This window comes from Flavobacterium inviolabile (assembly GCF_013389455.1).
Classification (GTDB): Bacteria; Bacteroidota; Bacteroidia; order Flavobacteriales; family Flavobacteriaceae; genus Flavobacterium; species Flavobacterium inviolabile.
In genome coordinates this window covers 3,193,808-3,214,432 of record NZ_CP058278.1, presented here as the reverse complement: position 1 = coordinate 3,214,432, position 20,625 = coordinate 3,193,808, and the positions used below count along the sequence as shown (strand labels likewise).

Annotated in this window: 19 protein-coding genes; 6 read left to right on the top strand and 13 right to left on the bottom strand. The window is 41.2% G+C overall.

Going from position 1 to position 20,625, the window contains the following annotated elements; genetic code table 11:
- Positions 1 to 210: 210 nt before the first annotated feature.
- The 3 genes from HW120_RS14445 to HW120_RS14435 all read left to right on the top strand — a co-directional run bounded on the left by HW120_RS14445 (position 211) and on the right by HW120_RS14435 (position 3,289).
- Positions 211 to 2,187, top strand: coding sequence for an alpha-ketoacid dehydrogenase subunit alpha/beta (locus HW120_RS14445; protein ID WP_177734783.1), 1,977 nt, complete (start codon positions 211 to 213; stop codon positions 2,185 to 2,187).
- A 195-nt stretch (positions 2,188 to 2,382) separates the two neighbouring features.
- Positions 2,383 to 2,877: a hypothetical protein gene (locus HW120_RS14440; RefSeq protein ID WP_177734782.1), complete on the top strand. Its 495-nt coding sequence runs from the start codon at positions 2,383 to 2,385 to the stop codon at positions 2,875 to 2,877.
- 127 nt (positions 2,878 to 3,004) lie between these two features.
- Positions 3,005 to 3,289: a hypothetical protein gene (locus HW120_RS14435; protein WP_177734781.1), complete on the top strand. Its 285-nt coding sequence runs from the start codon at positions 3,005 to 3,007 to the stop codon at positions 3,287 to 3,289.
- A gap of 100 nt (positions 3,290 to 3,389) precedes the next feature.
- Here the strand turns inward: HW120_RS14435 and HW120_RS14430 are convergent, their stop codons facing one another.
- The 4 genes from HW120_RS14430 to HW120_RS14415 all read right to left on the bottom strand — a co-directional run bounded on the left by HW120_RS14430 (position 3,390) and on the right by HW120_RS14415 (position 7,845).
- On the bottom strand, positions 3,390 to 3,842 hold the full coding sequence (locus HW120_RS14430; RefSeq protein ID WP_177734780.1) for a GNAT family N-acetyltransferase: 453 nt from the start codon (positions 3,840 to 3,842) through the stop codon (positions 3,390 to 3,392).
- Positions 3,843 to 4,124: 282 nt separating this feature from the next.
- Positions 4,125 to 4,577: a RidA family protein gene (locus HW120_RS14425; RefSeq protein ID WP_177734779.1), complete on the bottom strand. Its 453-nt coding sequence runs from the start codon at positions 4,575 to 4,577 to the stop codon at positions 4,125 to 4,127.
- A gap of 115 nt (positions 4,578 to 4,692) precedes the next feature.
- Entirely contained in the window at positions 4,693 to 6,999 is a 2,307-nt protein-coding gene (locus tag HW120_RS14420; RefSeq protein ID WP_177734778.1) for a hypothetical protein, read from the bottom strand.
- 189 nt (positions 7,000 to 7,188) lie between these two features.
- Positions 7,189 to 7,845, bottom strand: coding sequence for a suppressor of fused domain protein (locus tag HW120_RS14415; RefSeq protein ID WP_177734777.1), 657 nt, complete (start codon positions 7,843 to 7,845; stop codon positions 7,189 to 7,191).
- 669 nt (positions 7,846 to 8,514) lie between these two features.
- On the opposite strand from HW120_RS14415, the gene HW120_RS14410 reads away from it, so the two are divergent.
- Positions 8,515 to 10,146, top strand: a complete 1,632-nt coding sequence (locus HW120_RS14410) for a SulP family inorganic anion transporter (RefSeq protein WP_177734776.1) — start codon at positions 8,515 to 8,517, stop codon at positions 10,144 to 10,146.
- 56 nt (positions 10,147 to 10,202) lie between these two features.
- A complete protein-coding gene (locus tag HW120_RS14405; protein ID WP_177734775.1) occupies positions 10,203 to 10,532 on the top strand; it encodes a DMT family transporter in 330 nt (109 codons plus the stop codon).
- 2 nt (positions 10,533 to 10,534) lie between these two features.
- Here the strand turns inward: HW120_RS14405 and HW120_RS14400 are convergent, their stop codons facing one another.
- The 3 genes from HW120_RS14400 to HW120_RS14390 form a co-directional block, all read right to left on the bottom strand.
- Positions 10,535 to 10,918, bottom strand: a complete 384-nt coding sequence (locus tag HW120_RS14400; protein WP_177734774.1) for a DUF3037 domain-containing protein — start codon at positions 10,916 to 10,918, stop codon at positions 10,535 to 10,537.
- The gene (locus HW120_RS14395; RefSeq protein ID WP_177734773.1) at positions 10,896 to 11,678 is read right to left on the bottom strand and encodes a HipA family kinase; all 783 of its coding nucleotides are present in this window, start codon (positions 11,676 to 11,678) and stop codon (positions 10,896 to 10,898) included. Before HW120_RS14395 ends, HW120_RS14400 begins: the two co-directional genes overlap by 23 nt.
- Positions 11,679 to 11,804: 126 nt before the next feature.
- Positions 11,805 to 12,362: a helix-turn-helix domain-containing protein gene (locus HW120_RS14390; RefSeq protein WP_177734772.1), complete on the bottom strand. Its 558-nt coding sequence runs from the start codon at positions 12,360 to 12,362 to the stop codon at positions 11,805 to 11,807.
- A 197-nt stretch (positions 12,363 to 12,559) separates the two neighbouring features.
- Here HW120_RS14390 and HW120_RS14385 point away from each other — a divergent pair, with 197 nt between their 5' ends.
- Positions 12,560 to 14,536, top strand: coding sequence for a PKD domain-containing protein (locus HW120_RS14385; RefSeq protein ID WP_177734771.1), 1,977 nt, complete (start codon positions 12,560 to 12,562; stop codon positions 14,534 to 14,536).
- A 69-nt stretch (positions 14,537 to 14,605) separates the two neighbouring features.
- Here HW120_RS14385 and HW120_RS14380 read toward each other — a convergent pair whose 3' ends face one another.
- The 6 genes from HW120_RS14380 to HW120_RS14355 all read right to left on the bottom strand — a co-directional run bounded on the left by HW120_RS14380 (position 14,606) and on the right by HW120_RS14355 (position 20,515).
- The gene (locus HW120_RS14380) at positions 14,606 to 15,283 is read right to left on the bottom strand and encodes a type 1 glutamine amidotransferase domain-containing protein (protein WP_177734770.1); all 678 of its coding nucleotides are present in this window, start codon (positions 15,281 to 15,283) and stop codon (positions 14,606 to 14,608) included.
- 110 nt (positions 15,284 to 15,393) lie between these two features.
- Positions 15,394 to 16,362 carry an aldo/keto reductase gene (locus HW120_RS14375; protein ID WP_394353029.1) on the bottom strand — a complete coding sequence of 323 codons (969 nt, stop codon included), beginning with the start codon at positions 16,360 to 16,362 and terminating at the stop codon, positions 15,394 to 15,396.
- A gap of 8 nt (positions 16,363 to 16,370) precedes the next feature.
- Positions 16,371 to 17,492: an alkene reductase gene (locus HW120_RS14370; protein WP_177734769.1), complete on the bottom strand. Its 1,122-nt coding sequence runs from the start codon at positions 17,490 to 17,492 to the stop codon at positions 16,371 to 16,373.
- Positions 17,482 to 18,480 carry a TIGR03571 family LLM class oxidoreductase gene (locus tag HW120_RS14365; protein WP_177734768.1) on the bottom strand — a complete coding sequence of 333 codons (999 nt, stop codon included), beginning with the start codon at positions 18,478 to 18,480 and terminating at the stop codon, positions 17,482 to 17,484. Before HW120_RS14365 ends, HW120_RS14370 begins: the two co-directional genes overlap by 11 nt.
- 2 nt (positions 18,481 to 18,482) lie before the next feature.
- Positions 18,483 to 19,706, bottom strand: coding sequence for an MFS transporter (locus HW120_RS14360; protein ID WP_177734767.1), 1,224 nt, complete (start codon positions 19,704 to 19,706; stop codon positions 18,483 to 18,485).
- Between the two features lie 239 nt (positions 19,707 to 19,945).
- Positions 19,946 to 20,515 (bottom strand): Crp/Fnr family transcriptional regulator, encoded by a 570-nt coding sequence (locus HW120_RS14355; protein ID WP_177734766.1) that lies wholly within the window; start codon positions 20,513 to 20,515, stop codon positions 19,946 to 19,948.
- Positions 20,516 to 20,625: the final 110 nt, after the last annotated feature.

The window sequence follows — 20,625 nt, the reverse complement described above, 5'->3', positions numbered from 1 at the left end:
TTTTGTTAATAACTTTTTGGTCGTGAAACCATTATAAAACAAAAGTAAATAATAATTTTTAGATAAAATTCATAAAGTTATTAACAATCGGATCCGCTGTAAAAGTATTCCGGAAACACGGTAAATTTTGGGAAAATATTTTGATAACAAATAAATGTGTGACTGTTATTTTTTTATACTTTTGGGAGCGTTTAATCAAAGCAAAACAACATGAATTTTGATAAAAAAAATCTAAGTGACGACAAATTATTAGATTTATATAAAAAATTAATAAAACCAAGATTGATAGAGGAAAAAATGCTGATTCTGATCCGTCAGGGAAAAGTATCAAAATGGTTTTCCGGAATAGGACAGGAAGCAATTTCTGTTGGAATTACCTCGGTTTTGGACAAAGACGAATACATACTGCCGATGCACCGTAATTTAGGTGTGTTTACAACAAGAGAAATCCCTTTATACCGTTTATTTTCACAATGGCAGGGTAAAGCTGATGGTTTTACCAAAGGACGTGATCGTTCTTTCCATTTTGGAACACAGGAATATAAGATTATAGGAATGATTTCCCATTTGGGACCACAATTAGGGGTTGCCGATGGTATTGCTTTGGCGAACAAATTAAAGAAAAACGGAAAAGTTACAGCGGTATTTACCGGTGAAGGAGCAACTTCTGAAGGTGATTTCCACGAAGCTTTAAATATTGCTGCCGTTTGGGACTTACCGGTATTGTTTGTTATTGAAAATAACGGCTACGGTTTGTCTACACCAACAAATGAACAATACCGTTGCGAAAACCTTGCCGATAAAGGCGTGGGTTACGGAATGGAAAGCCATATCATTGACGGTAATAACATACTGGAAGTTTACACCAAAATAGACGAACTGGTAGCTTCGATGCGCACTAACCCGCGTCCGGTTTTACTAGAATTCAAAACATTCCGTATGCGCGGACACGAAGAGGCGAGCGGTACAAAATATGTTCCGCAGGAATTAATGGACATGTGGGCAATTAAAGATCCGGTTGATAATTTCAGAAAATACCTGACAGAGTTAGGCGTACTAACGCCGGATTTGGATGAGGCATACCGTGCGGAAATCAAAAAAGAAATAGACGAACACTGGGCTAAAGTTCAGAAAGAACCTGAAATTGAAGCAAGTCTGAGCGAGGAATTGAACGATGTTTACAGACCGTATGCGTTTGAAGCGTTCGACCATTCCGATGCGGTAGAGAACATCCGTGTGGTAGATGCTATTTCGCAGGGACTAAAACAATCAATGGAGCGTCATGATAACCTGGTTATTATGGGGCAGGATATAGCCGAATACGGTGGAGCCTTTAAAATAACGGATGGCTTTGTAGCGCAATTCGGGAAAGACCGCGTACGCAATACGCCAATCTGCGAAAGTGCTGTTGTTTCAGCCGGAATGGGATTGTCGATTAACGGACATAAAGCGGTTGTGGAAATGCAGTTTGCCGATTTCGTTTCTACAGGATTCAACCCGATTGTAAACTACCTGGCAAAAGTGCATTACAGATGGCAGGAAAATGCCGATGTGGTAGTGCGTATGCCTTGCGGCGGCGGAACACAGGCAGGTCCTTTCCATTCGCAGACAAATGAAGCCTGGTTTACCAAAACACCGGGATTAAAAGTGGTTTATCCGGCATTTCCTTATGATGCTAAAGGCTTACTGAATACAGCGATTAACGACCCGAATCCGGTAATGTTTTTTGAGCACAAACAATTGTACAGAAGTGTTTACCAGGATGTGCCTAAAGATTATTACACCATTCCGTTTGGAAAGGCTTCTTTAATAAAAGAAGGCGATCAGGTAACGATCATTTCTTTTGGAGCGGGAGTACACTGGGCCTTGGAAACATTATCGAAACATCCGGAAATTAAAGCGGATTTAATCGATTTGCGTACGTTACAACCGCTGGATACGGAAACAATCTACCAGTCGGCTAAGAAAACCGGTAAAGTGATTATTTTACAGGAAGATTCACTGTTTGGCGGAATTGCAAGTGATGTTTCTGCGATGATCATGGAAAACTGTTTTGAACATCTTGACGGTCCTGTAAAACGCGTGGGAAGTCTGGAAAGTGCTATTCCTTTTGTAAAAGCACTGGAAGATCAATATTTGCCTAAACAACGTTTTGAAAAAGACTTATTGGAATTAATAGCCTATTAACAGGTACAGTATTATAATTGTAAAGCCTCATTTTAATGGGGCTTTTTTTATGGTCTGAAAATAACTTTGATAGCAGTGTAATTATTTTTTTGTTAATGCAAACAAGATGTAGGTTTTGTTTGTAATTTTATGTGAAAATTAAATGTATTTTTAATATAACTGTTAAATTTAATATTAATTGTAAAACGTAATTGTATGAAAAAAGTAATTTATCTTAGTTTGGCATTATTGGTTTCATTAGGTGTTTTTGCCCAGGAAACAGCAGCAAAAAAAGCCACCAAAAAAGCCGATACGGAAATGGCTAAAGCAAAGAAAAATGCGGCTGATGCAAAAAAAGAAGCTAAGGACGATACCAAAGCGGTAAAAGACAAAACAGCTAAAGCCGTAAAAGATACTAAAAAGGATGCTACAGCAGTAAAGGATAAAACAGACAAAGCTGTAAAAGATACCAAAGCGGAAGCAAAAGAAGTGGCTAAAAAAGCAGAGAAAAAAACGGATAAAGCTGTAGCCGATACCAAAGAAAAAGCTGCCGCAGCGAAAAAAGACGTTAAAAGTAAAGCGGCAACAACCAAAGCAGCTGTTACAGAAGACAAGGTAACCGGTACCTATAACGGTAAAAAAGTATATACCGGGCCAAGAGGCGGTAAATATTACATTAACGATAACGGAAATAAAACATATATAAAATAATCGAAATCAGACAGATAAAAAAGCCATACGGAAGTATGGCTTTTTTTAATACTTTTTTAGGAAAACTGTAAGGATTTTTTTTTAATTTAGTTAATATATGTGAGTATTATTTAAATGAAATGAATTTATGGATGCAAATTTTGAAATAGTTGACAAAGAACTAATAGAGGCCTTATCATTCCCGGAAAGTGATGTTTTAGATGATGATAAAGTAGCCATTACAAGAAGAATGGAAGATTTGAACAGAGCTTTAACCTTAGGTAATTTGGAGCATCTGAAAATTAAGATTTACTTTGAGGATAATGTTTCTAAAAAAATGGTGGAAACTACTATTTGGGGTGTAACGGATGAACGTATTATTTTGAAGCAAGGAGTCGTAATCCCTGTAAGAAGAATTTACAAAACAATATAGTATTACCCTTATATTATGGCACTAGAGTAGTCAATAAAAAAAGAAGTTTTTTAAGCTTCTTTTTTTATTGTAAAAACTATCGAGATTGTATATAAACAAATTATAAGATAACTTTTTTCATACAAACACTACTCTCTATACCTTCATATTGTCCGAAATTCGGGATAATATGATAACCGGATCTTTCATAAAGGCGAATGGCTTCAGGTTGTTTTTTCCCGGTTTCTAAAATGCATTCGGAAAAAAATAATTCAGTAGCCCATCGTTCTAATTCCTTTAGAATTTCACCGGCAATTCCTTGACCACGAAAATCAGGATGAACATACATTCGTTTAATCTCAGTAATATCGTCAGAATACTGCTTTATAGCACCGCAACCAACAATTTTGTCTTCTTTGTACGCTAAAACGACATGTTTAATTTTGTCGATTTTATTAAACTGAGCAAAAAACAAATGCTCCTTCCCATCTCTTATTTTAAGGTCCTGGTCAAGTAACACAACAAGATTTTTAAAATCATTATTGTTTGAAGTCGTTCTAATTAAAACTGGCATAATTTAAATTATTTGGTCAGAATTTTAAAAAGACGTGAGGCTTGGTAAAGATACGAATGTTTACCAAAAAGGAATATATTTTATTTATTTACTTTCTAATAATGTATTATAAATTTAAAAAAAAGTTAAAAAAATAGTATTTTAAGTCAAATAAACACATTTTACGGGGTGTAAAATGTAAGAAATATGCGAATATTTATAGTGATTTTCACTTTATGTGAATTTTTTCAAATAAAAGGATTTCTTCTTTTAAATAGCCTGTACTTTTATAAATAATGTTATTTATTTGACTGCTGTAGCATCAATTTCAATCTGCATTTCCGTGAGTGCCAGTCTGGGAACGGGAATCAGCGTGTTTACCGGGAATTTTTTATCGGTCCATATCTTTGCCGATTCTTCAATAAGGATTTGGTGTTTCTTCTCGTCATAGTCAACGACAAGCGTGGTCAGTTTTACAATGTTTTTAAGGCTTAATCCTTTCGATTGCAATGCCAGTTCCAGGTTTTTAAAGGATTGCTGTACCTGCTTGCGGAAATCATGGCTAATAACACCCTCTTTAGTATGGCCGCCCTGTCCGGCAACAAAAACCTGCACACTGTTTGCAGGAACTACGGCAACGTGGGAATACCCGTGTATCGTTGGGTCATAAAGGGTTTCGGGATTGGATATTTCCTGAGAAAAGCTGTTGTGCAGACTCAGCGATAGAAAAATCGGGGTCAGTATTCCGGGTTTCATGATAACTTTTTTAGAATTAGAAAACAAAATTCGGTATAAAAATTAGCGGGAATGTTTACATATGTTGATGTTTTACAGCCTATAATTCCGTAAAGAAGAGGATGTAAGAATAAAATCATTTTAATTTTCCGGAAAGCTCTTCTAATGATTTCCAGTCTTCCCGGAGGATCTTTGCATAATCGTTGTACAGCGTGGCCAGCCATAACAGCTTTAATTTTTCTTCATCAATGTTGTAGAGGTACATCTTGAGGGGCAGCGAAGAATACCGCATTTCATCCAGTTCTTTATTTTCAAAAATAACAAGGCCGGATATACTGGCAGCAATGGCCCATCGTTTATTGTAAATAGTAACTTTAAATTCTGCATTTTCCCGGTCTATAGCATACTTTTCGCTCTTTAATTCGTCAATCAGCAAGGTCATGATATCGTTGATGGTATAGGGGCCGACAGCGCCAAAATCATGATAGTTGGATTGGTAAAACGCCATGGGTACCGGCTCCAAAAGCGTCTTCTCGGCACTGTCAAAAGCGTGTTTTCCCGTTTTGGACAGAATAGTGTTTTCGATAATCGGGATAATATGGTTTAGCTTGAGGGTTTTGTTATCCGGTTCATAATAATTAATAATAATATTGAAGCTGTTGGTCAGTAAATTACGGATAATGCCCACAAAATAATTATTCGCGGTATGATGCTGTCCCACCACCTGATAGGTCCTGCCGTTGTAATTTTTGATTAAATAACGACACAAAACCAGCTGACCGTCCGCTGCGATAGTGTGGGAATTCTCACCGGATTGCTTTAGAAAATTAAAAATAACATCAAACCGCTTGGTGATCGTTACAGGAAAGCCGGAGTAATTGGGATTATAATCGGGATGCAGTAACGAAAGACCGTTTTTGATCCGGGATATTATTTTAGATACATTTTTCAATGCCATCGGCGCGTTGAAAAGAGTAGCATGAAGGATGTTTTTCAGGTAATGGGTATCGGGAAAGCTATAGTATTTTAAAAGGACTTTGTTGTTTTCTTCAACGACGATTTTTGAAAATTTGATCATTCCGTTTCCAATTAGCGCGGCTACATACAAATCGGAAGTATAAACGGTCATTTCTTCTGAAAGCAGGCATTTTGCGGCCAGTTTGCCATTTACATAAAAGGAACCTTTATACCCCAGGCCGATAAAAAATTCACAATTGAGATTCCCTTGTATATAGTGTGTCTGGCTGTCCAGCAAGATGTTTTTGGTATTCAGGTTGCCCAATACGATTAACGGCTTTGTATAGCAAAAATCGTCAGATAGGATATAGGAAGCCACATTCAGATCTTTAAGAAAAATAAAGCCCAGGATATTCAGTTCGTCTTGATAATCCGATAGAATCTCTTTAAAATTCAGATAGCTGAGATGGACATTTTTTTCGGCAAGTATAAACACATCCGGAACAACACTGTCTTTGCGGATCGGAAATTGTAACGAATCGGTGAGCTCATACAATTTACCGGAATAATCGGCATTCATAATATTTTCCAGATACCGTTGTGCCTGTCCCGGATCGATCAGCCGCAATTTGTTTCCCTGGATAGAAACATAATTGTTCTTTAAAACCGGTTTGGATATGGGAATCGTATTCCCGTGCTGCGCGGCAGCTTTTTGCAGGTATAGGTCGTTTTCGGCCGTAATGCAGATTTCCATAGCCTGCCATAATTCCAGTGCTTTTTTCAGATAATCGGTTTCAAAGAAATCAATTGCCCGCGACTCGGATTCTATACCGTTATGATGCTGTAACTGCAGGCTGATGGTTTTGTCTTGTAGCTGCGTTGTTTCATATACAAAAAGAAAGGAATACCGTTTCGGGTTGTTGTGCAGCTCCGTAATGATAATGGTACTTTTGCTCCCGTTATCGGTACGGAAGCAATCAAACTGAAAAGAAAGATTGCTGCCGGTAATTGTTTTTTTGCAGTTTGGTATAAAAGGACCGGAAGCATTAAATACAACGGGAAGGGAGCAGTAATGGACTATTTTTTCAACAGTGATATTTCGGGAAATGATAGTGCGCCAGTAGGAAATGATTTCCGGGGTCAGGGTATCCCTGTGTGCCAGTTCCCGGATCAGTTTCGGCCAGTATTGGTTTAAAAAACGGATTATACTTTCCGGCGGAACACTGTTCATTTCATTCCAGACCGTACTGTTTACAGTCTTATAGGTATATGTTATTCTGGAAGTGGTCCAGAACAGGTACTTTCTTTTCTGAATGGAAATAAACAAGCTAAAATCGCCGCTTTTGTTGATATAAATACTTTTGAATTTATGAATTACAAAATATGCCGTATCAAGATATAAACTATAGGTTTCTTTGGTGGCAAACAATGGAAAGTCAAACAATTCTTCCAGTTTTTCCAGGGGTAATAATGTCGTTATTTTCATAGGCAATCATTTTAAAAAAGCATTCCGTAAAATAGGCAACAGGTACAGGATGTGTAGTCGTAAAGACAAATAAAATAAAGATTTACAGAAAATGCTAAAAAAGAACTACTCATAGCTACACAGAACAGCAAAATGCAGTTTTTGAGTAACTATGAGTAGTAATAATGGGTAATCGAAACGATTTGGGTACTATAAATAATCGTGTTCTCTGTTTAAATCGGTAATCAGCAGCGGATTGGTTTCCTTTGCTTTATTGATCAGTTCTTTGGGGGTATATTGCCCGTCGAGAATTTTTTGATATTCGGTTTCGGTAATGCCGACCATCTGTAAGAACTGAAGCTTTCCGTATAGGGTGTCAATCTCACCAAGTTCCGGATCCATAACAAAAAGCAATGCTTTAATCTTGGTGTCGCTGTCCAGCCGGATACTGCTGTTAAGCGGTATATAATGATACGGTTCAAACCAGCGTTCACTTTCATAGACATAACGTGCCAGATTTTGCATTACATTACCGGCATAAAAAGGGAGTTCTTTGTCCAGATGATATGGAAAGGTACGGTAAGTGAGTTCAAATCCCCATTTGCTGAATTCGCCACCAAGGGCTTTTTCATCGTAATACAGGTTGGAAAAACCATAACTGACCGCGTGATAATGAGGTAAATGGGTGTCACTATGATAATAACTGATGCCGTCTAAAGGGTCATTGCCGCCCAACATATATTTGATCATTGGAGCGTAGTGACTGGGTTCCTGCTCCGGATAAAACGATTCTAATTTGCTGTCAATTTCCATCCATCCGACAGCATCTTCCTCAGAAAATTTTTGCCTGAATTCTTCTAATGTCATAGTGTGTTCTTTTTAGCTGTTATTACTTTAAAACCGACAGCATGAGACTAAGGCATGTAGTACTGTATAGGAATGGATTTCTCAGTACTGCCGGTTTTTTTTAAATTATCAGCTTTCAAATTACTAAGTAAAAATGAATGAAAATAATGTTTTAACAGTATCTTTAGATTTCAAAGAATACCGTCTTTAGTTTCTGAAAAGAAAACTCAAAAAACACAAAATGACAAAGTATACTGCTTTAAAAATGACAGGCAGTATTGATAAACAGTTTAAAAATAGACAGTCAAAAAGTGTTAGGGGTATTTCATTGCTCCTGAACAACTGTTCTGACTGTCCGGCATTCATGGTATATAAAAAAGCACATTATATGTAAAAAAAAACAGGCGTATAAAATTCAAATCGACACTGAAAATCCGGATAAATGACAAATCCGGAAATTGTTGTTTCGAATTGTTGAAACAAATTAAAAACATAGTCTGAAGAAAAACTAATATTTTACTACGCACATCTACGCACGTGGCTAATTATGTATTAATGCGTATTAAAAAACAAAAAATGAGGTGTAAAAAGGGCAAAAAAGTAATGGATTTATCGAAAAATAGTATCCGATAAGTCCTGATGCAGAGAAAGTATGTATCTTTAATTGAGTGATAAAAACAGAATATCGGTATGAATAAGCGTATCTTATCCGGATTAAACCTGCAGGATATTATCGCCGGCTTATCAATTGCCGGACTTTTACTGCCCGAAGCCGTTGCCTACTCCGGATTGGCGAATATGCCGCCGCAGTCGGGTATCATAGCCCTTTTTGCCGGTTTATTATGTTATGCGCTGTTTGGAACAAGCCGTTTTGCCATTGTTTCGGCAACCTCTTCATCGGCTGTAGTAATGGCAGCTGCTTTAGCCGCTTACGGAAGTAATGCTTCCAGCCTCACTTTTGCCATTGGTTTGGTATTCATTACCGGGCTGTTTTTCTTAATCGCATCATTGATTCGTATCGGTACAATCACCGATTTTATAGCAAAGCCGGTATTAAGAGGCTTTACATTCGGTTTGGTTATTACGATAATTGTCAAACAATGGAGCGGTATAACCGGAATTAACACGTCACATTCCAATTTTTTCCGGTATTTGCCCGATGTTTTTTTACAATATAAAGAATGGAATTACTGGAGCATCTTAACAGCCGTTATCGCCTTATTGCTGTTAACGGTCTTTTCCCGGATTAAATATTTTCCCGGCGGTCTGGTCGTCATCGGATTAAGCATTATCATCGGGAAGGGGATTGACTTTCCGGCTTATGGGATAGCAAATGTAGGAACGATTCACTTAAAACCGGAGCTGCCGGATTTACCGGAGCTGTCCTATAATGACTGGCTGCGCCTGGTAGAACTGGGACTGGCTTTGGTAATGGTCTTATATTCGGAATCTTACGGATCAATCAGGAGTTTTGCCCTGAAACATGGCGATAGCATACAGCCCAACAGGGATTTATGGGTATTGGGTGTGTCCAATATCGTTTCGGCTTTATTTCACGGCATGCCTGTGGGCGCCGGATATTCTGCAACTTCTGCCAATGAAGCCGCTGGGGCAACATCAAAAACAGCCGGTATGGTTGCTGCCATAACACTACTCCTTATTATTGTCGGGATGTTACCGCTCATCGGATATACACCTCAGCCCGTTCTGGCGGGGATTGTTATTCATGCTGTGGGACATAACCTGAATCCTGCCGTATTAAAACCGTATTTTGTATGGAAAAGAGACCGTTTTCTGCTTGTCTTTTCCATTATGAGTGTCCTTTTGTTAGGCGTATTGGACGGCTTGTTAGTGGCTATCGGAACCAGCGTGATTTTATTGCTGAAACAGTTTTCAGAATCCACCATATCTATTTTAGGACGTCTGGACAACAGCCACGATTTTGTGGATATTAAAAAACATTCCGATGCACTTCCCGTTACCGGGATTCTGATTCTCCGACCGGATCAGCCTTTGTTTTTTGCAAATACCGAACGCATACTGAATCAGGCAAGAGCGCTGATAATAGCCGACAGGAACAGTATTCATACCGTTATTATCAGCCTGGAAGAATCCCCGGATCTGGACGGTACGGCTCTGGAAACGATAAAAGATTTCTGGGAATTCATGACAAAAGAAGAAAAGAAACTCGTTTTAACACGCCTTAAAGACCCGGTTTACCGGGTGCTGAGCCAGTTGCTCTCACCGGAATATCCAACGGTTTTCTTAAGCTTTCTGAGTGTTGACGATGCCGTAAATATTGCCGGAAAAAGCTATAAATAAGAATAATCCGATTGAGTTTTAAAAAATATTCAGGAAGAAAACCGTAAATTTGAAAGATGAAGTACCTCTTTTTGTTAATCGCCATCTTCTTTGAAGTGATTGCGACCAGTGCGCTCAAATCATCCGAACAGTTTACAAAATTATGGCCGTCGCTGATTGCTGTTGCGGGGTATGCTTTTGCCTTTTATTTCCTGTCGTTAACCTTAAAAACAATCCCCATCGGAATAGCCTATGCAATCTGGTCCGGTTTGGGAATCGTGTTAATATCGGCAATAGGGTATTTCGCGTATAAGCAAACACTGGATTTTCCGGCGCTGATCGGGATTATCTTTATTATTATCGGTGTATTGATTATCAACTTGTTTTCAAAAAGTGTTTCCCACTAAAATTACAGCACCAGTTCGGTAAACAGGCGTTCGATTGTTCCCTCCAGGTTGCCGCAAAAACCGGGATGCGGTCTTGACGTTTGTATAACGGAACTTCTCACGGCAGTTAACCAGCGAAAACGGGAAGGGATATCCATTTGCGCAATAGGGCCGCCGTCTTTATCACCACGGGCAATTTTTTCAAAAGATTCCATATTCAGGCGCAGCTGATCCACATCCAGATCGTCAGCAAACAATCTGAGCTTTTCTTCATCAATGGTATATAATACTTTGATGAATTTAGCGCCTTTTGAAAATAAAATAATGCCGACATTCAAAAATTCTTCACGCTCAACCCTCGGCAAAACGCGAATCACAGCATATTCATATAAGTGTTTCTCTTGCATTTTGAGCTTCTTTTATAAAAATTTCGGAATGACTTTTTCGTAATAATAAAAACTGAACATATACTTCTCTTAAATCTTCCGGACTGTCCCGGTTATCATCCCATAATAACCATTCGTCCGGTATTAAAGCAACTATTTCGCGGATCTTTTCCTCGGTTAACAGGGCTTTGTATGCGGTGTCTACGGTTTCCAGTAACGTTGCCTTTGGCAGTAGAACATGATCTTTTATCAGTGCAAAAGGGCTTTTGGCATGATGCTCCCAGTTGTTCCAGGAATGATGAAAATAGAAAGAGGCACCATGATCGATTAACCATAACTCTTTGTGCCAGATTAGCATATTCGTATTTCGGAAAGTCCGGTCAACATTAGTGATAAAAGCATCCAGCCACACAATCTGTGACGCCAGTTCGGCATCAACATCTGTAACCACCGGATCGAAAGTAATGGCACCCGATAAGAAATGCAGTGCCAGATTCAATCCCTGGCTGAACTGTAACAGGTCCTGGATTTCTTCATCGGCTTCGGTACGTCCGAAAGCTTCATCCAGATTGGCAAATACAATTTCGGGCAGGCGAAGCCCCAAAGCACGGGCAATTTCACCGCCAAGCAGTTCTGCTATCAGTGCTTTCGTACCGTGGCCGGCACCTTTAAATTTCAGAACGTATTTAAAATCATCATCAGCTTCTGCCAGGGCCGGGAGAGAACCTCCTTCCCGAAGCGGAGTGATATATCGTGTTACATTTACTGTTCGTAGTTTCATGGATGCATTGAATTTTTAATTTCAACAGCTACAAATGTACTATTCCGGATTTAATTGGAACGATTTGAAGCTGCAAAATCTAAAGGCAGGACGGAAATAAATTCCGGAACCGGCCGGAGATCTGGATTAGCGGTTTTGAGAATTTTTCCGGTATGCTTTTGGCGATAACTGATGCCGGCTGGAGAAAACTTTATTAAAGTGGCTCACATCGTTAAAGGCTAAGGTATTGGCTATTTCCGTTATGCTGCTGTCACTTTGTTTTAAAAGGCGTTCGGCTATTTTTAGTTTGGACTGTATCAGAAACTGCTGCAGGGATTCTCCGGTATGTTTTTTAAAAAATTCACTGACATAAGTGGGAGACAGGCCAAAAACCACAGCCAGATTTTCAATACTGGTTTTCTCTTTATCGGTAAGATGTTCCCGCAGATAAGCCAGGATAGCGTGGATTTTATCCCCGGTAGCGGTGGTGATTTTTTTGCCGGCGTCGTCTCTGATAATGCTGTTCCGGTTGATAATAAGCAGCATGGCGCTGAATAGATCCAGTAAAATAAGCCTGTTGGATAATTTGTTTTCCCGGTATTCCTGCTGCATTAGCCGTAACAATACAAACATTTTACTGCGGTCGCTTTCCTCGCCGATAATTTCCTGCCCCATAAAATTAAAATGCTGCAGGGCGGTCTTCATTCTCTTTTGCCAGATGATATAGTCTAAATATAACCATTTTTCCCCGACATGGCTTCAGGAATAAGGAGCTGCTTATGGACAGCGTGATAACAATAATAAAGAAAGAATCTTCTCTTTTTGATGTTGATAATTAGCATGTTGTGGTTTTATATATAAGAAAAATAATATATTTGAAATATAAAATAACCGGCAACCACATGAAGCAGCTATTACTCGTTTTCGGAATCATCCCGTTTTTTTCATTAGCACAGCAAAACCCGCAGTTACAATGGGGAACAAGTGGCGGAAGTGCAGACGGCGGACAGATTTCACTGACGGAACGGGTGGAAGAAATGGATACGGATGCCGAAGGGAATGTCTATTTGTTTTCTCCGGTTTTTCGGAACAATATCAAATTCGGGGAAGCGGCACCGGGTGACGGGCATGATGCATTACACACTGATATACTTTTCGGAAGCCTTAACTGTAACGGCGAACACCGGTGGAGTAAAATAATTGGCGGAACAGCCGGCGATCAGGCCAAAACGCTGCGCGTTTCAAAGCAGGGAAAAGTCTACCTTACCGGTATGGTGAACAGAAACGGCTATGCAGTTGATTTTGGTAATGATCTGCAACTGCCGGCAGCCGGATTTCAAACCTTGTTCCTGAGCCAGTATGAAACAAACGGTACAATGAACTGGACAAAAATGATACAGTCGGATACCGTTTCCGGATGGTCCTATAGCCGTACGGCCATTATTGATATGGATCTGGATGAACAGGGTAATGTTTACCTGTTTTCGCTGTTTCCGCCGGGCAGTAAGCTGGCAGAAAGTAATATTAAGATTCCGGACGGCAGCGGGGAAAATAAAATATATGTACTCCGATACAATACGGCAGGTGTGTTGCAGCAGGTTCAGCAACTGGACATTAATTTTTCTGGAAACGACCAGGCATTTATTGTATACGGTATGCATTTCAGACGGCATCCGCTCACCGGGAATTATTATGTGAACGGAAGCCTTGTTCCGCCGCAAACGGGTGTTGGCAACGATGTTTTGTATTTAGGGAATCAATTGGTCAGTTCGAAAATGTATGTTGGCTGTTTTAGCCAGTCGGGGCAATACCTCTGGCACAAACAGAGCGATCTGTCTGGTGTCATGAATAATACGATGACACAATCTCCGGTTGATATAGATGAGGATGGCAATCTTTATTTTTTTGGTCAGGGATCGTTAGGAGATAGTTTTAACGGTTTTATTTTTGAAAACCCTTTGGGGCTTAATTTTACGAATGTTGCCAATTTTGTCATGAAAATGGATGCCTCAGGTAACTGTTTGTGGGCAAAAAGCGGCTATTCGATGCCGGTTAATTTTACGCAAACCGGAACGGTCAATTACAATAAAGTGGCAATAGGCGGCTATTTTGCAACCGAAATGCATTGGGATAACGAATCCATCAGCAGTACGGGGCAGGATGGCTGGTTTGCAATCCTGAATAAAAATACCGGAACGCTGGAAAAACTGGGCAGGGTGGAAGGAACGGGATTCTACGACGGGATTACAGCAATGCGCTTCTATAAAAAGGACTTGTTTTTAGGCGGTTATTTCGCGAATGAACTGCTGATAGGCAATCAGACCATCAATAATTTAGGTGGTTCTTCCGATTTTTTTGTTGCCAAATACGGCTACGACTGTGATTGTCCTCTGCCAACGGCTTCCTTTACCCAGCACACAACGGCACAGCAGGTTGCTTTTACAAACCTTTCCGATACATCGGTTCTCAGCCAGGAATGGGATTTCGGAGACGGACAAACCGGTACCGGGATTCATCCGGTACACCACTATGCGGCTAATGGTACCTATACGGTTTGTCTGGAAACGACCAACAATTGCGGAACGGATACGACCTGTAAAACCGTTACGATAGGACCACTTTCGGCAACCGACTGGAACAGCATTTTCCCGAATATAAAAATGTATCCTAATCCTGTAAAAGATACCTTTTATATGGATAACGCCAGTTCGGGGATGGTTATTTCCTGCTATACCCTGACCGGGCAGAAAATCATGCAGCACACGTTATCAAGCGGACAGTACCGCTGGGATACGTCCGGTCTGGCTTCCGGTGTGTATATCATAAACCTGCAGCATACTGATGGCAGTAGCGCCCAACAGAAATTATTGAAATTATAGCCATTAAAAAAACGCACAACAGACCGAGATCCATCGTGCGTTTCCACCATTAAAAAATCTGAAATCAGATTATAATTTTTGAAGTTCTGCCAAAACTTTTTTACCAACAGCTTCTGCAGAAGCCGGATTTTGTCCGGTCACCAGACGTTGGTCGGCAACGGCATGTGACTGCCATAAGCCGGTTTTTTCAAATTTAGAACCCCGTTCAATTAATTTGTCTTCCAGCATAAAAGGAACTACTTTTTCCAGTCCTACAGCAATTTCTTCTTCATTGGTAAAACCGTTTACTTTTTTACCGTCAACAAGGTATTTGCCGTTTGTTAGCTTGATGTTCACCAATCCCGCAGGACCGTGGCAGACAGCGCTTACAATACCGTTGTTTTCATAGATTTTGGCAGCCAGTGCCGCAATCTCTTTGTTTTCCGGTAAATCCCACATCGCTCCGTGTCCGCCGGCAAAATGAATGGCAACATAATCCTTCGGATTAACTTCGGAAGGTTTCATGGTATTTTCAACTTTTGCATGATAGGTTTTATCGTCCCAGAATTTTTTGTTGATCGGATCTTTTAAATCAAATCCGTCCACCGGGGCTTTACCGCCTTTCGGGCTCACGAAATCAATTTCATAACCGGCATTGTGCAGTACTTCCCACGGATGGGAAACCTCGCTCAGGTAGTAACCGGTAGGTTCGCCGGTGCTGCCTTTCTGACCATGACTGGTAACTACAAATAAGATTTTCTTTTTCATTGGTACTGATTTTTTAGTTTGTGCGGTTGCTTCATTTCCTGTCAATAGGATGGTGCAGCCCGCGAATACCATCATACTTAATGCCAATAGGTGTTTTAATTTCTTCATCATTATATAAAAATAGTTAGTTCCTGATTAATAAGATTTAATTCGTCTGCTGTCAGTTCAAAATGCAGTGCCTGTGCATTGGAAACTGCCTGTTCGGCATTTCTGGCTCCGGCTAAAACTACTGTAATTCCCGGTTGTTGTACCGTCCAGCGTAGAACCAGTTGTGCCAGCGTGACATTTTTACTGTCGGCTATCGGTGTTATTTTGTCAAGGAAGCTCTTTACCTTTTCCAGATCATATTGCCCGAAGTAGCCGTTTCGATGATCGCTTTCTGACAATTTACCGTCTTTAAAGTATTTACCGGTTAACAGGCCTCTTTCCATAGGGCTGTATGCAATGATACCCATGTTGTTTTCAAGGGTATAGGGTACCAGCTCTTTTTCAATCGTGCGGTTCAACATGCTGTAAGCAACCTGATTGGAAGCTAAAGTTACGGTTTTTTTAGCTTCTTCTAATTGGGAAGCGTTGTAATTGGAAACACCGGCAGTTTTAATTTTTCCCTGCTGTATCAACAATTCCAAAGCTTCCATGGTTTCATCAATTGGAGTAGTACTGTCCGGCCAGTGCAGTTGCAGCAGGTCGATATAATCGGTTTTCAAACGTTGCAGGCTTTCTTCTACCTCTTTGATCACATTGGCTTTGGAAGCATATTTGTATATCGGGGTACCGTCGGCATCAAAGAAGTGTTCACCTTTTCCGTTATTGCTGCCATCCCATACCAACCCGAACTTTGTCAGGATTTGTACGCTGCTTCTGTCCCTGTCTTTTAAAGCTTCACCAATCATTTCTTCACTGAGTCCGAAACCGTAAAACGGAGCCGTATCAATACTGGTAACACCATTATCAATAGAAGCGCGGATGGCTGCGATGGAATCGTTTTTTTCATTTCCGCCCCACATCGTTCCGCCAATGGCAAAGGCACCAAGCGTGATAGGGGATACTTTAAGGTCTGTTTTTCCTAAATTTCTCATAGCTATAATTAAAGTGTATGTATTGTTGTTGGGGTATAAAACGGATAATCGGTATATCCGGCTGCATTACCGCCAAAGAACTGTTCGCGGACGGGTTCGTTGAGCGGCAGGTTGTTTTCCAGGCGGTATGGCAAATCGGGATTGGCAATAAACGGCCGGCCAAAACCAATTAAGTCTGTCCAGCCTTCCTGTAACGCTTTTTCGGCTCTTTCTTTGGTATATTTTCCGGAATAGATGAGTGTTCCGGAAAAATGACTGCGGATAGCCTTTTTAAAAGCAACCGGCATTAGCGGAGCATCTTCCCAGTCGGCTTCGGCAATATGAATATAAGCGACCTTTAAGGCTTCCAGTACTTTTACCGCTTCCGTATAGGTTTCCTCCGGGTTATCGTCAACGGCACCTTGCAGTGTGGTTAGCGGTGCTAAACGAACGCCGGTTTTTTCACTGCCTATAGCCGCGGTAACAGCGGTAACCACTTCTTTCAGGAAACGCAGCCTGTTTGCTAACGAACCGCCGTATTCATCCGTACGGTTATTAGCCTGCGAATCGATAAACTGGTTAATCAGATAACCCTTGGCACCGTGTATTTCAATACCGTCAAATCCGGCTTCCAATGCATTTTTAGCCGCCTGTGCATATTCGGAAACGATGTCCTTGATTTCCGGAACCGTTAAGGCTCTCGGTCTGGAGTGCTGAACCATTTCGCCCACACCGTTCTCAGGACCTTTTCCTTCGGCATCCACAAAAACTTTAACCCCTTCGGCAACCAGTTCGCTGGACGAAACCGGAGGCTGGTTGTTTTCCTGCAGCGCAATGTGCGACACACGGCCCACATGCCATAGCTGGGCAAAAATGATCCCGTTATGCTGGTGAACAGCATCGGTAACCTGCTGCCATCCTTTGATTTGTTCCGGGGTATAAATTCCGGGTGTCCAGGCATAACCCTGTCCCTGGCGGCTAATCTGGGTTCCTTCGGAAATGATCAATCCGGCTGAGGTTCTTTGCTTATAGTATTCTGCCATAAGCGGAGTGGCGACATCGCCTTTTCCGGCTCTGGAGCGGGTCATTGGCGGCATCACAATCCGGTTTTTCAATACAATGTTTCCGAGGGTATGATTTTTAAACAACATGTTGATATTCTTTATAATTAAAATGGGGGATTACTTTTTGAGCTATTTTTTCCAGTGCTTCCTGAACCGGAGTTTCCGATTTGCGCAAGTGCAATGCCATGTGGTTGACACCTGCTTCTTCATATTGTTTGAGCAGCGGCAACAAACCGTTTATACCGACCGATCCGCCAAAACGATGCGGTTTGAACGGGGCATCATCATCGGCTGAAAGATTCAGGTGAAAAGCCGTGATATACGGTTTGGATGCCTGGTCGTTATCGTATAGAACGTTGCGCCAGTCGATTACCATTTGTGCGGTTTCTTCCACCGGACGCGGGTAGTTGAACCAGCCCTGCATGTTTCGGGCAATCCAGTCCATATTTTGCTGTGCCCTTCCGGCAATAATCCACGGAATCGGGTTTTCCGGTTTCGGATAAATTTGGATCCGGTTGTCCAGGTTTTTATAGAACCGGTTCAGTTCGCTATGCTCTTTCCAGGCTTCCAGCATGATCTGGTGGTTTTCGATAAAGCGTTCCGCCCTGTTTTCAAAGTCATAACCGAATAACGGAAATTCAACAGGTCGGTCGCCTAAACCCACTCCCAAAAGCAACCGGCTTCCGGACAGGTTTTCTATCGTAGCAACAGCTTTTGCGAGTTGCAGCGGATCGTGCAGCGGTAAAACTACCGCAGCGGTTCCCAATACGATCGATTTTGTAATTCCGGCGATATAGCCCAGGTAGGCCATAGTGTCAAATAACTGGGCACCGTCACCAAAATCCGGATCATAAACAGGGACTTCACGCATCCATAGGGCTGCAAATCCCAGTTGGTCAGCCAGTTTGATGTATTCGGTATGCTGGCTGATGTCCGGTATACCGAAAGGACGTCCTGCTGCATTGCGTTTCTTTTCTCCGGCAAGTGACCAATCGTTATCCAAAGGAAATTCGAGTCCGATGGTCATTTTTCCGGGAACGTGTATTTTACAGATTGTTTCACATATCGTTTCCATAATCAATTCTTTTTTTCTCTTTTAAAACTGATAAAGCTTACCACAAAACCAATGGCAACCAGAATAGCGCCTACCCATGGAGTAGCCTGGATACCTAATGAAGATTCCACAATGGTTCCGCCAATAAAGGCACCGATGGCGATTCCGACATTAAAAGCGGCAATGTTCAGTGCCGAAGCGACATCTTCCGTTCCGGGTAAATATTTTTCGGCCATCTGAACTACATATAGCTGTAATCCGGGTACATTTGAAAAGGCAAGGATTCCCATAGCAAACAGGGTCATTACCGCAGCTGTTTTGTTGTAAACGGTAAAGGATAATACCAGTAAAACAATGGCCTGTAGTATAAACATGATCATTAAGGCTTTGGCAGGCTTATGATTTGATACTTTACCGCCAATGACATTTCCTAAAGCAATCGCAATTCCGTAGATCAGTAACAATAAACCGGTTACATCGGCAGAAAATCCGGTAATGTTTTCCAGTAAAGGCGCCATATAGGTAAAGGTTACAAAAGTCCCGCCATATCCTAAGGCTGTTATTGCCAATACTAAAAGGATGGACGGATTTTTCAATACTTTAAGCTGATCGCTCAGTTTTAAGGCTTTGCTTTTCTGAATGGTGTTTGGTACCAGCAGGCTGCTGGCTATAAACCCGATGATTCCCAATAATGCCACACCAATAAAAGTCGCTCTCCATCCGAAATGCTGTCCGATATAAGTTCCTAACGGTACTCCGGTTACGATGGCAACGGTTAATCCGGCAAACATAATGGCGATGGCACTGGCTCTTTTATCTTCCGGAACCAATCCGGCGGCGATGGTTGCCCCGATCGAGAAAAAGACTCCGTGTGCAAATCCGGTTAATATCCGGGCGAGTACTAAGGTGATAAATGATGGTGCTACCGATGCCAGACCGTTCCCAATGATAAACAGTATCATAATCCCTAAAAGCAGTTTTTTACGGTTGATATGACCGGTTAAGGCGGTTAAAATGGGTGCGCCAATGGCTACTCCTAAAGCATATAAGCTAACCAGTAGTCCGGCTGAAGCAATAGATGTTCCTAAATCTTTGGCAACTGTGGGCAATAAGCCTACAATTACGAATTCGGTGGTTCCGATACCAAAAGCACTAATGGTCAGTGCCCACAAGGCAGCGGGAAGTTTTGTTGATTTTGCCGGTACTGCTGCAACAGCGGCAGTACTGTTGTTATGTATTGTTTTCATATAATGTTATTATCGTATTAATTAGTAAAGAAATAAAGTGGTATTCCTGCCGCGTAACGGGTACAGGCAGCACTTGATCCTAATAATAATTAGTACACAATAACTTGTAAAAACAACGGGTAAAACAATTTCCTACGGTCATATTTATATTGCTAAAAATAACAGTACAAATGTCCGAACAGGCAGGGAACTGTGCGAGGAGTTAGATCACCGTTTTTTGGTGATGTATATCACACTTTTCAGCTCTTTAACCGGCTGAGTGTTTCCCGGGTTACGCCCAGGTAAGACGCCAGTAGTTTTTTAGGAACGCGCTGGATTAATCGCGGCAGTTTCTTGATCAGGTTGTTATAGCGTTCTTCGGCTGTTTCGGTGAGCAGCGACATGATGCGTTGCTGCAGGGCGATATACCCGTAATTGGCTTTGATCCGGAAGAAGTTTGCCATAGCCGGAATTTCGCAGCATATTTTCTCACGATCTTCCAGTTTTAAGCAAAAGAATTCGGAATCTTCAATACAATCCATAAACATTCCTGCCGGAACCTGGTTCTGGAAGGCGTGGAAATCGCTGGTCCAGTATTCTTCCATAGCAAACTGCAGGATGTGTTCTTTGCCGTCGGTATCGATGGCATAGGTTTTAACCAGGCCTTTGATAATCCAGAATTCGCAGGGAACCATTTCGCCTTTTTGAACCAAAAACTGGTGTTTGCGCAGTTTCCGGTGTGTAAAATACTGGGAAACATATTCCCATTCACTATCCGATAGCGGGCAAATGGCAGCGATATGTTGGCGTAGGAGGTCGTATTGGTTCATAAGAAAATAATTGTCTTACAAAAATAGCTAAAACAGATGAATTCCGCTTTGCCTGACCGGTAGGAACGAAGTCCGGTTTTAATAAGGATCAGGATGCTCCGGATTATTGT

What these genes read in the sequence shown, in the direction of transcription:
- HW120_RS14445 (WP_177734783.1), top strand. Translation starts at nt 211, where the DNA reads ATGAATTTTGATAAAAAAAATCTAAGTGACGACAAATTATTAGATTTA.
- HW120_RS14440 (WP_177734782.1), top strand. Translation starts at nt 2,383, where the DNA reads ATGAAAAAAGTAATTTATCTTAGTTTGGCATTATTGGTTTCATTAGGT.
- HW120_RS14435 (WP_177734781.1), top strand. Translation starts at nt 3,005, where the DNA reads ATGGATGCAAATTTTGAAATAGTTGACAAAGAACTAATAGAGGCCTTA.
- HW120_RS14430 (WP_177734780.1), bottom strand. Translation starts at nt 3,842, where the DNA reads ATGCCAGTTTTAATTAGAACGACTTCAAACAATAATGATTTTAAAAAT.
- HW120_RS14425 (WP_177734779.1), bottom strand. Translation starts at nt 4,577, where the DNA reads ATGAAACCCGGAATACTGACCCCGATTTTTCTATCGCTGAGTCTGCAC.
- HW120_RS14420 (WP_177734778.1), bottom strand. Translation starts at nt 6,999, where the DNA reads ATGAAAATAACGACATTATTACCCCTGGAAAAACTGGAAGAATTGTTT.
- HW120_RS14415 (WP_177734777.1), bottom strand. Translation starts at nt 7,845, where the DNA reads ATGACATTAGAAGAATTCAGGCAAAAATTTTCTGAGGAAGATGCTGTC.
- HW120_RS14410 (WP_177734776.1), top strand. Translation starts at nt 8,515, where the DNA reads ATGAATAAGCGTATCTTATCCGGATTAAACCTGCAGGATATTATCGCC.
- HW120_RS14405 (WP_177734775.1), top strand. Translation starts at nt 10,203, where the DNA reads ATGAAGTACCTCTTTTTGTTAATCGCCATCTTCTTTGAAGTGATTGCG.
- HW120_RS14400 (WP_177734774.1), bottom strand. Translation starts at nt 10,918, where the DNA reads ATGCAAGAGAAACACTTATATGAATATGCTGTGATTCGCGTTTTGCCG.
- HW120_RS14395 (WP_177734773.1), bottom strand. Translation starts at nt 11,678, where the DNA reads ATGAAACTACGAACAGTAAATGTAACACGATATATCACTCCGCTTCGG.
- HW120_RS14390 (WP_177734772.1), bottom strand. Translation starts at nt 12,362, where the DNA reads ATGAAGACCGCCCTGCAGCATTTTAATTTTATGGGGCAGGAAATTATC.
- HW120_RS14385 (WP_177734771.1), top strand. Translation starts at nt 12,560, where the DNA reads ATGAAGCAGCTATTACTCGTTTTCGGAATCATCCCGTTTTTTTCATTA.
- HW120_RS14380 (WP_177734770.1), bottom strand. Translation starts at nt 15,283, where the DNA reads ATGAAAAAGAAAATCTTATTTGTAGTTACCAGTCATGGTCAGAAAGGC.
- HW120_RS14375 (WP_394353029.1), bottom strand. Translation starts at nt 16,362, where the DNA reads ATGAGAAATTTAGGAAAAACAGACCTTAAAGTATCCCCTATCACGCTT.
- HW120_RS14370 (WP_177734769.1), bottom strand. Translation starts at nt 17,492, where the DNA reads ATGTTGTTTAAAAATCATACCCTCGGAAACATTGTATTGAAAAACCGG.
- HW120_RS14365 (WP_177734768.1), bottom strand. Translation starts at nt 18,480, where the DNA reads ATGGAAACGATATGTGAAACAATCTGTAAAATACACGTTCCCGGAAAA.
- HW120_RS14360 (WP_177734767.1), bottom strand. Translation starts at nt 19,706, where the DNA reads ATGAAAACAATACATAACAACAGTACTGCCGCTGTTGCAGCAGTACCG.
- HW120_RS14355 (WP_177734766.1), bottom strand. Translation starts at nt 20,515, where the DNA reads ATGAACCAATACGACCTCCTACGCCAACATATCGCTGCCATTTGCCCG.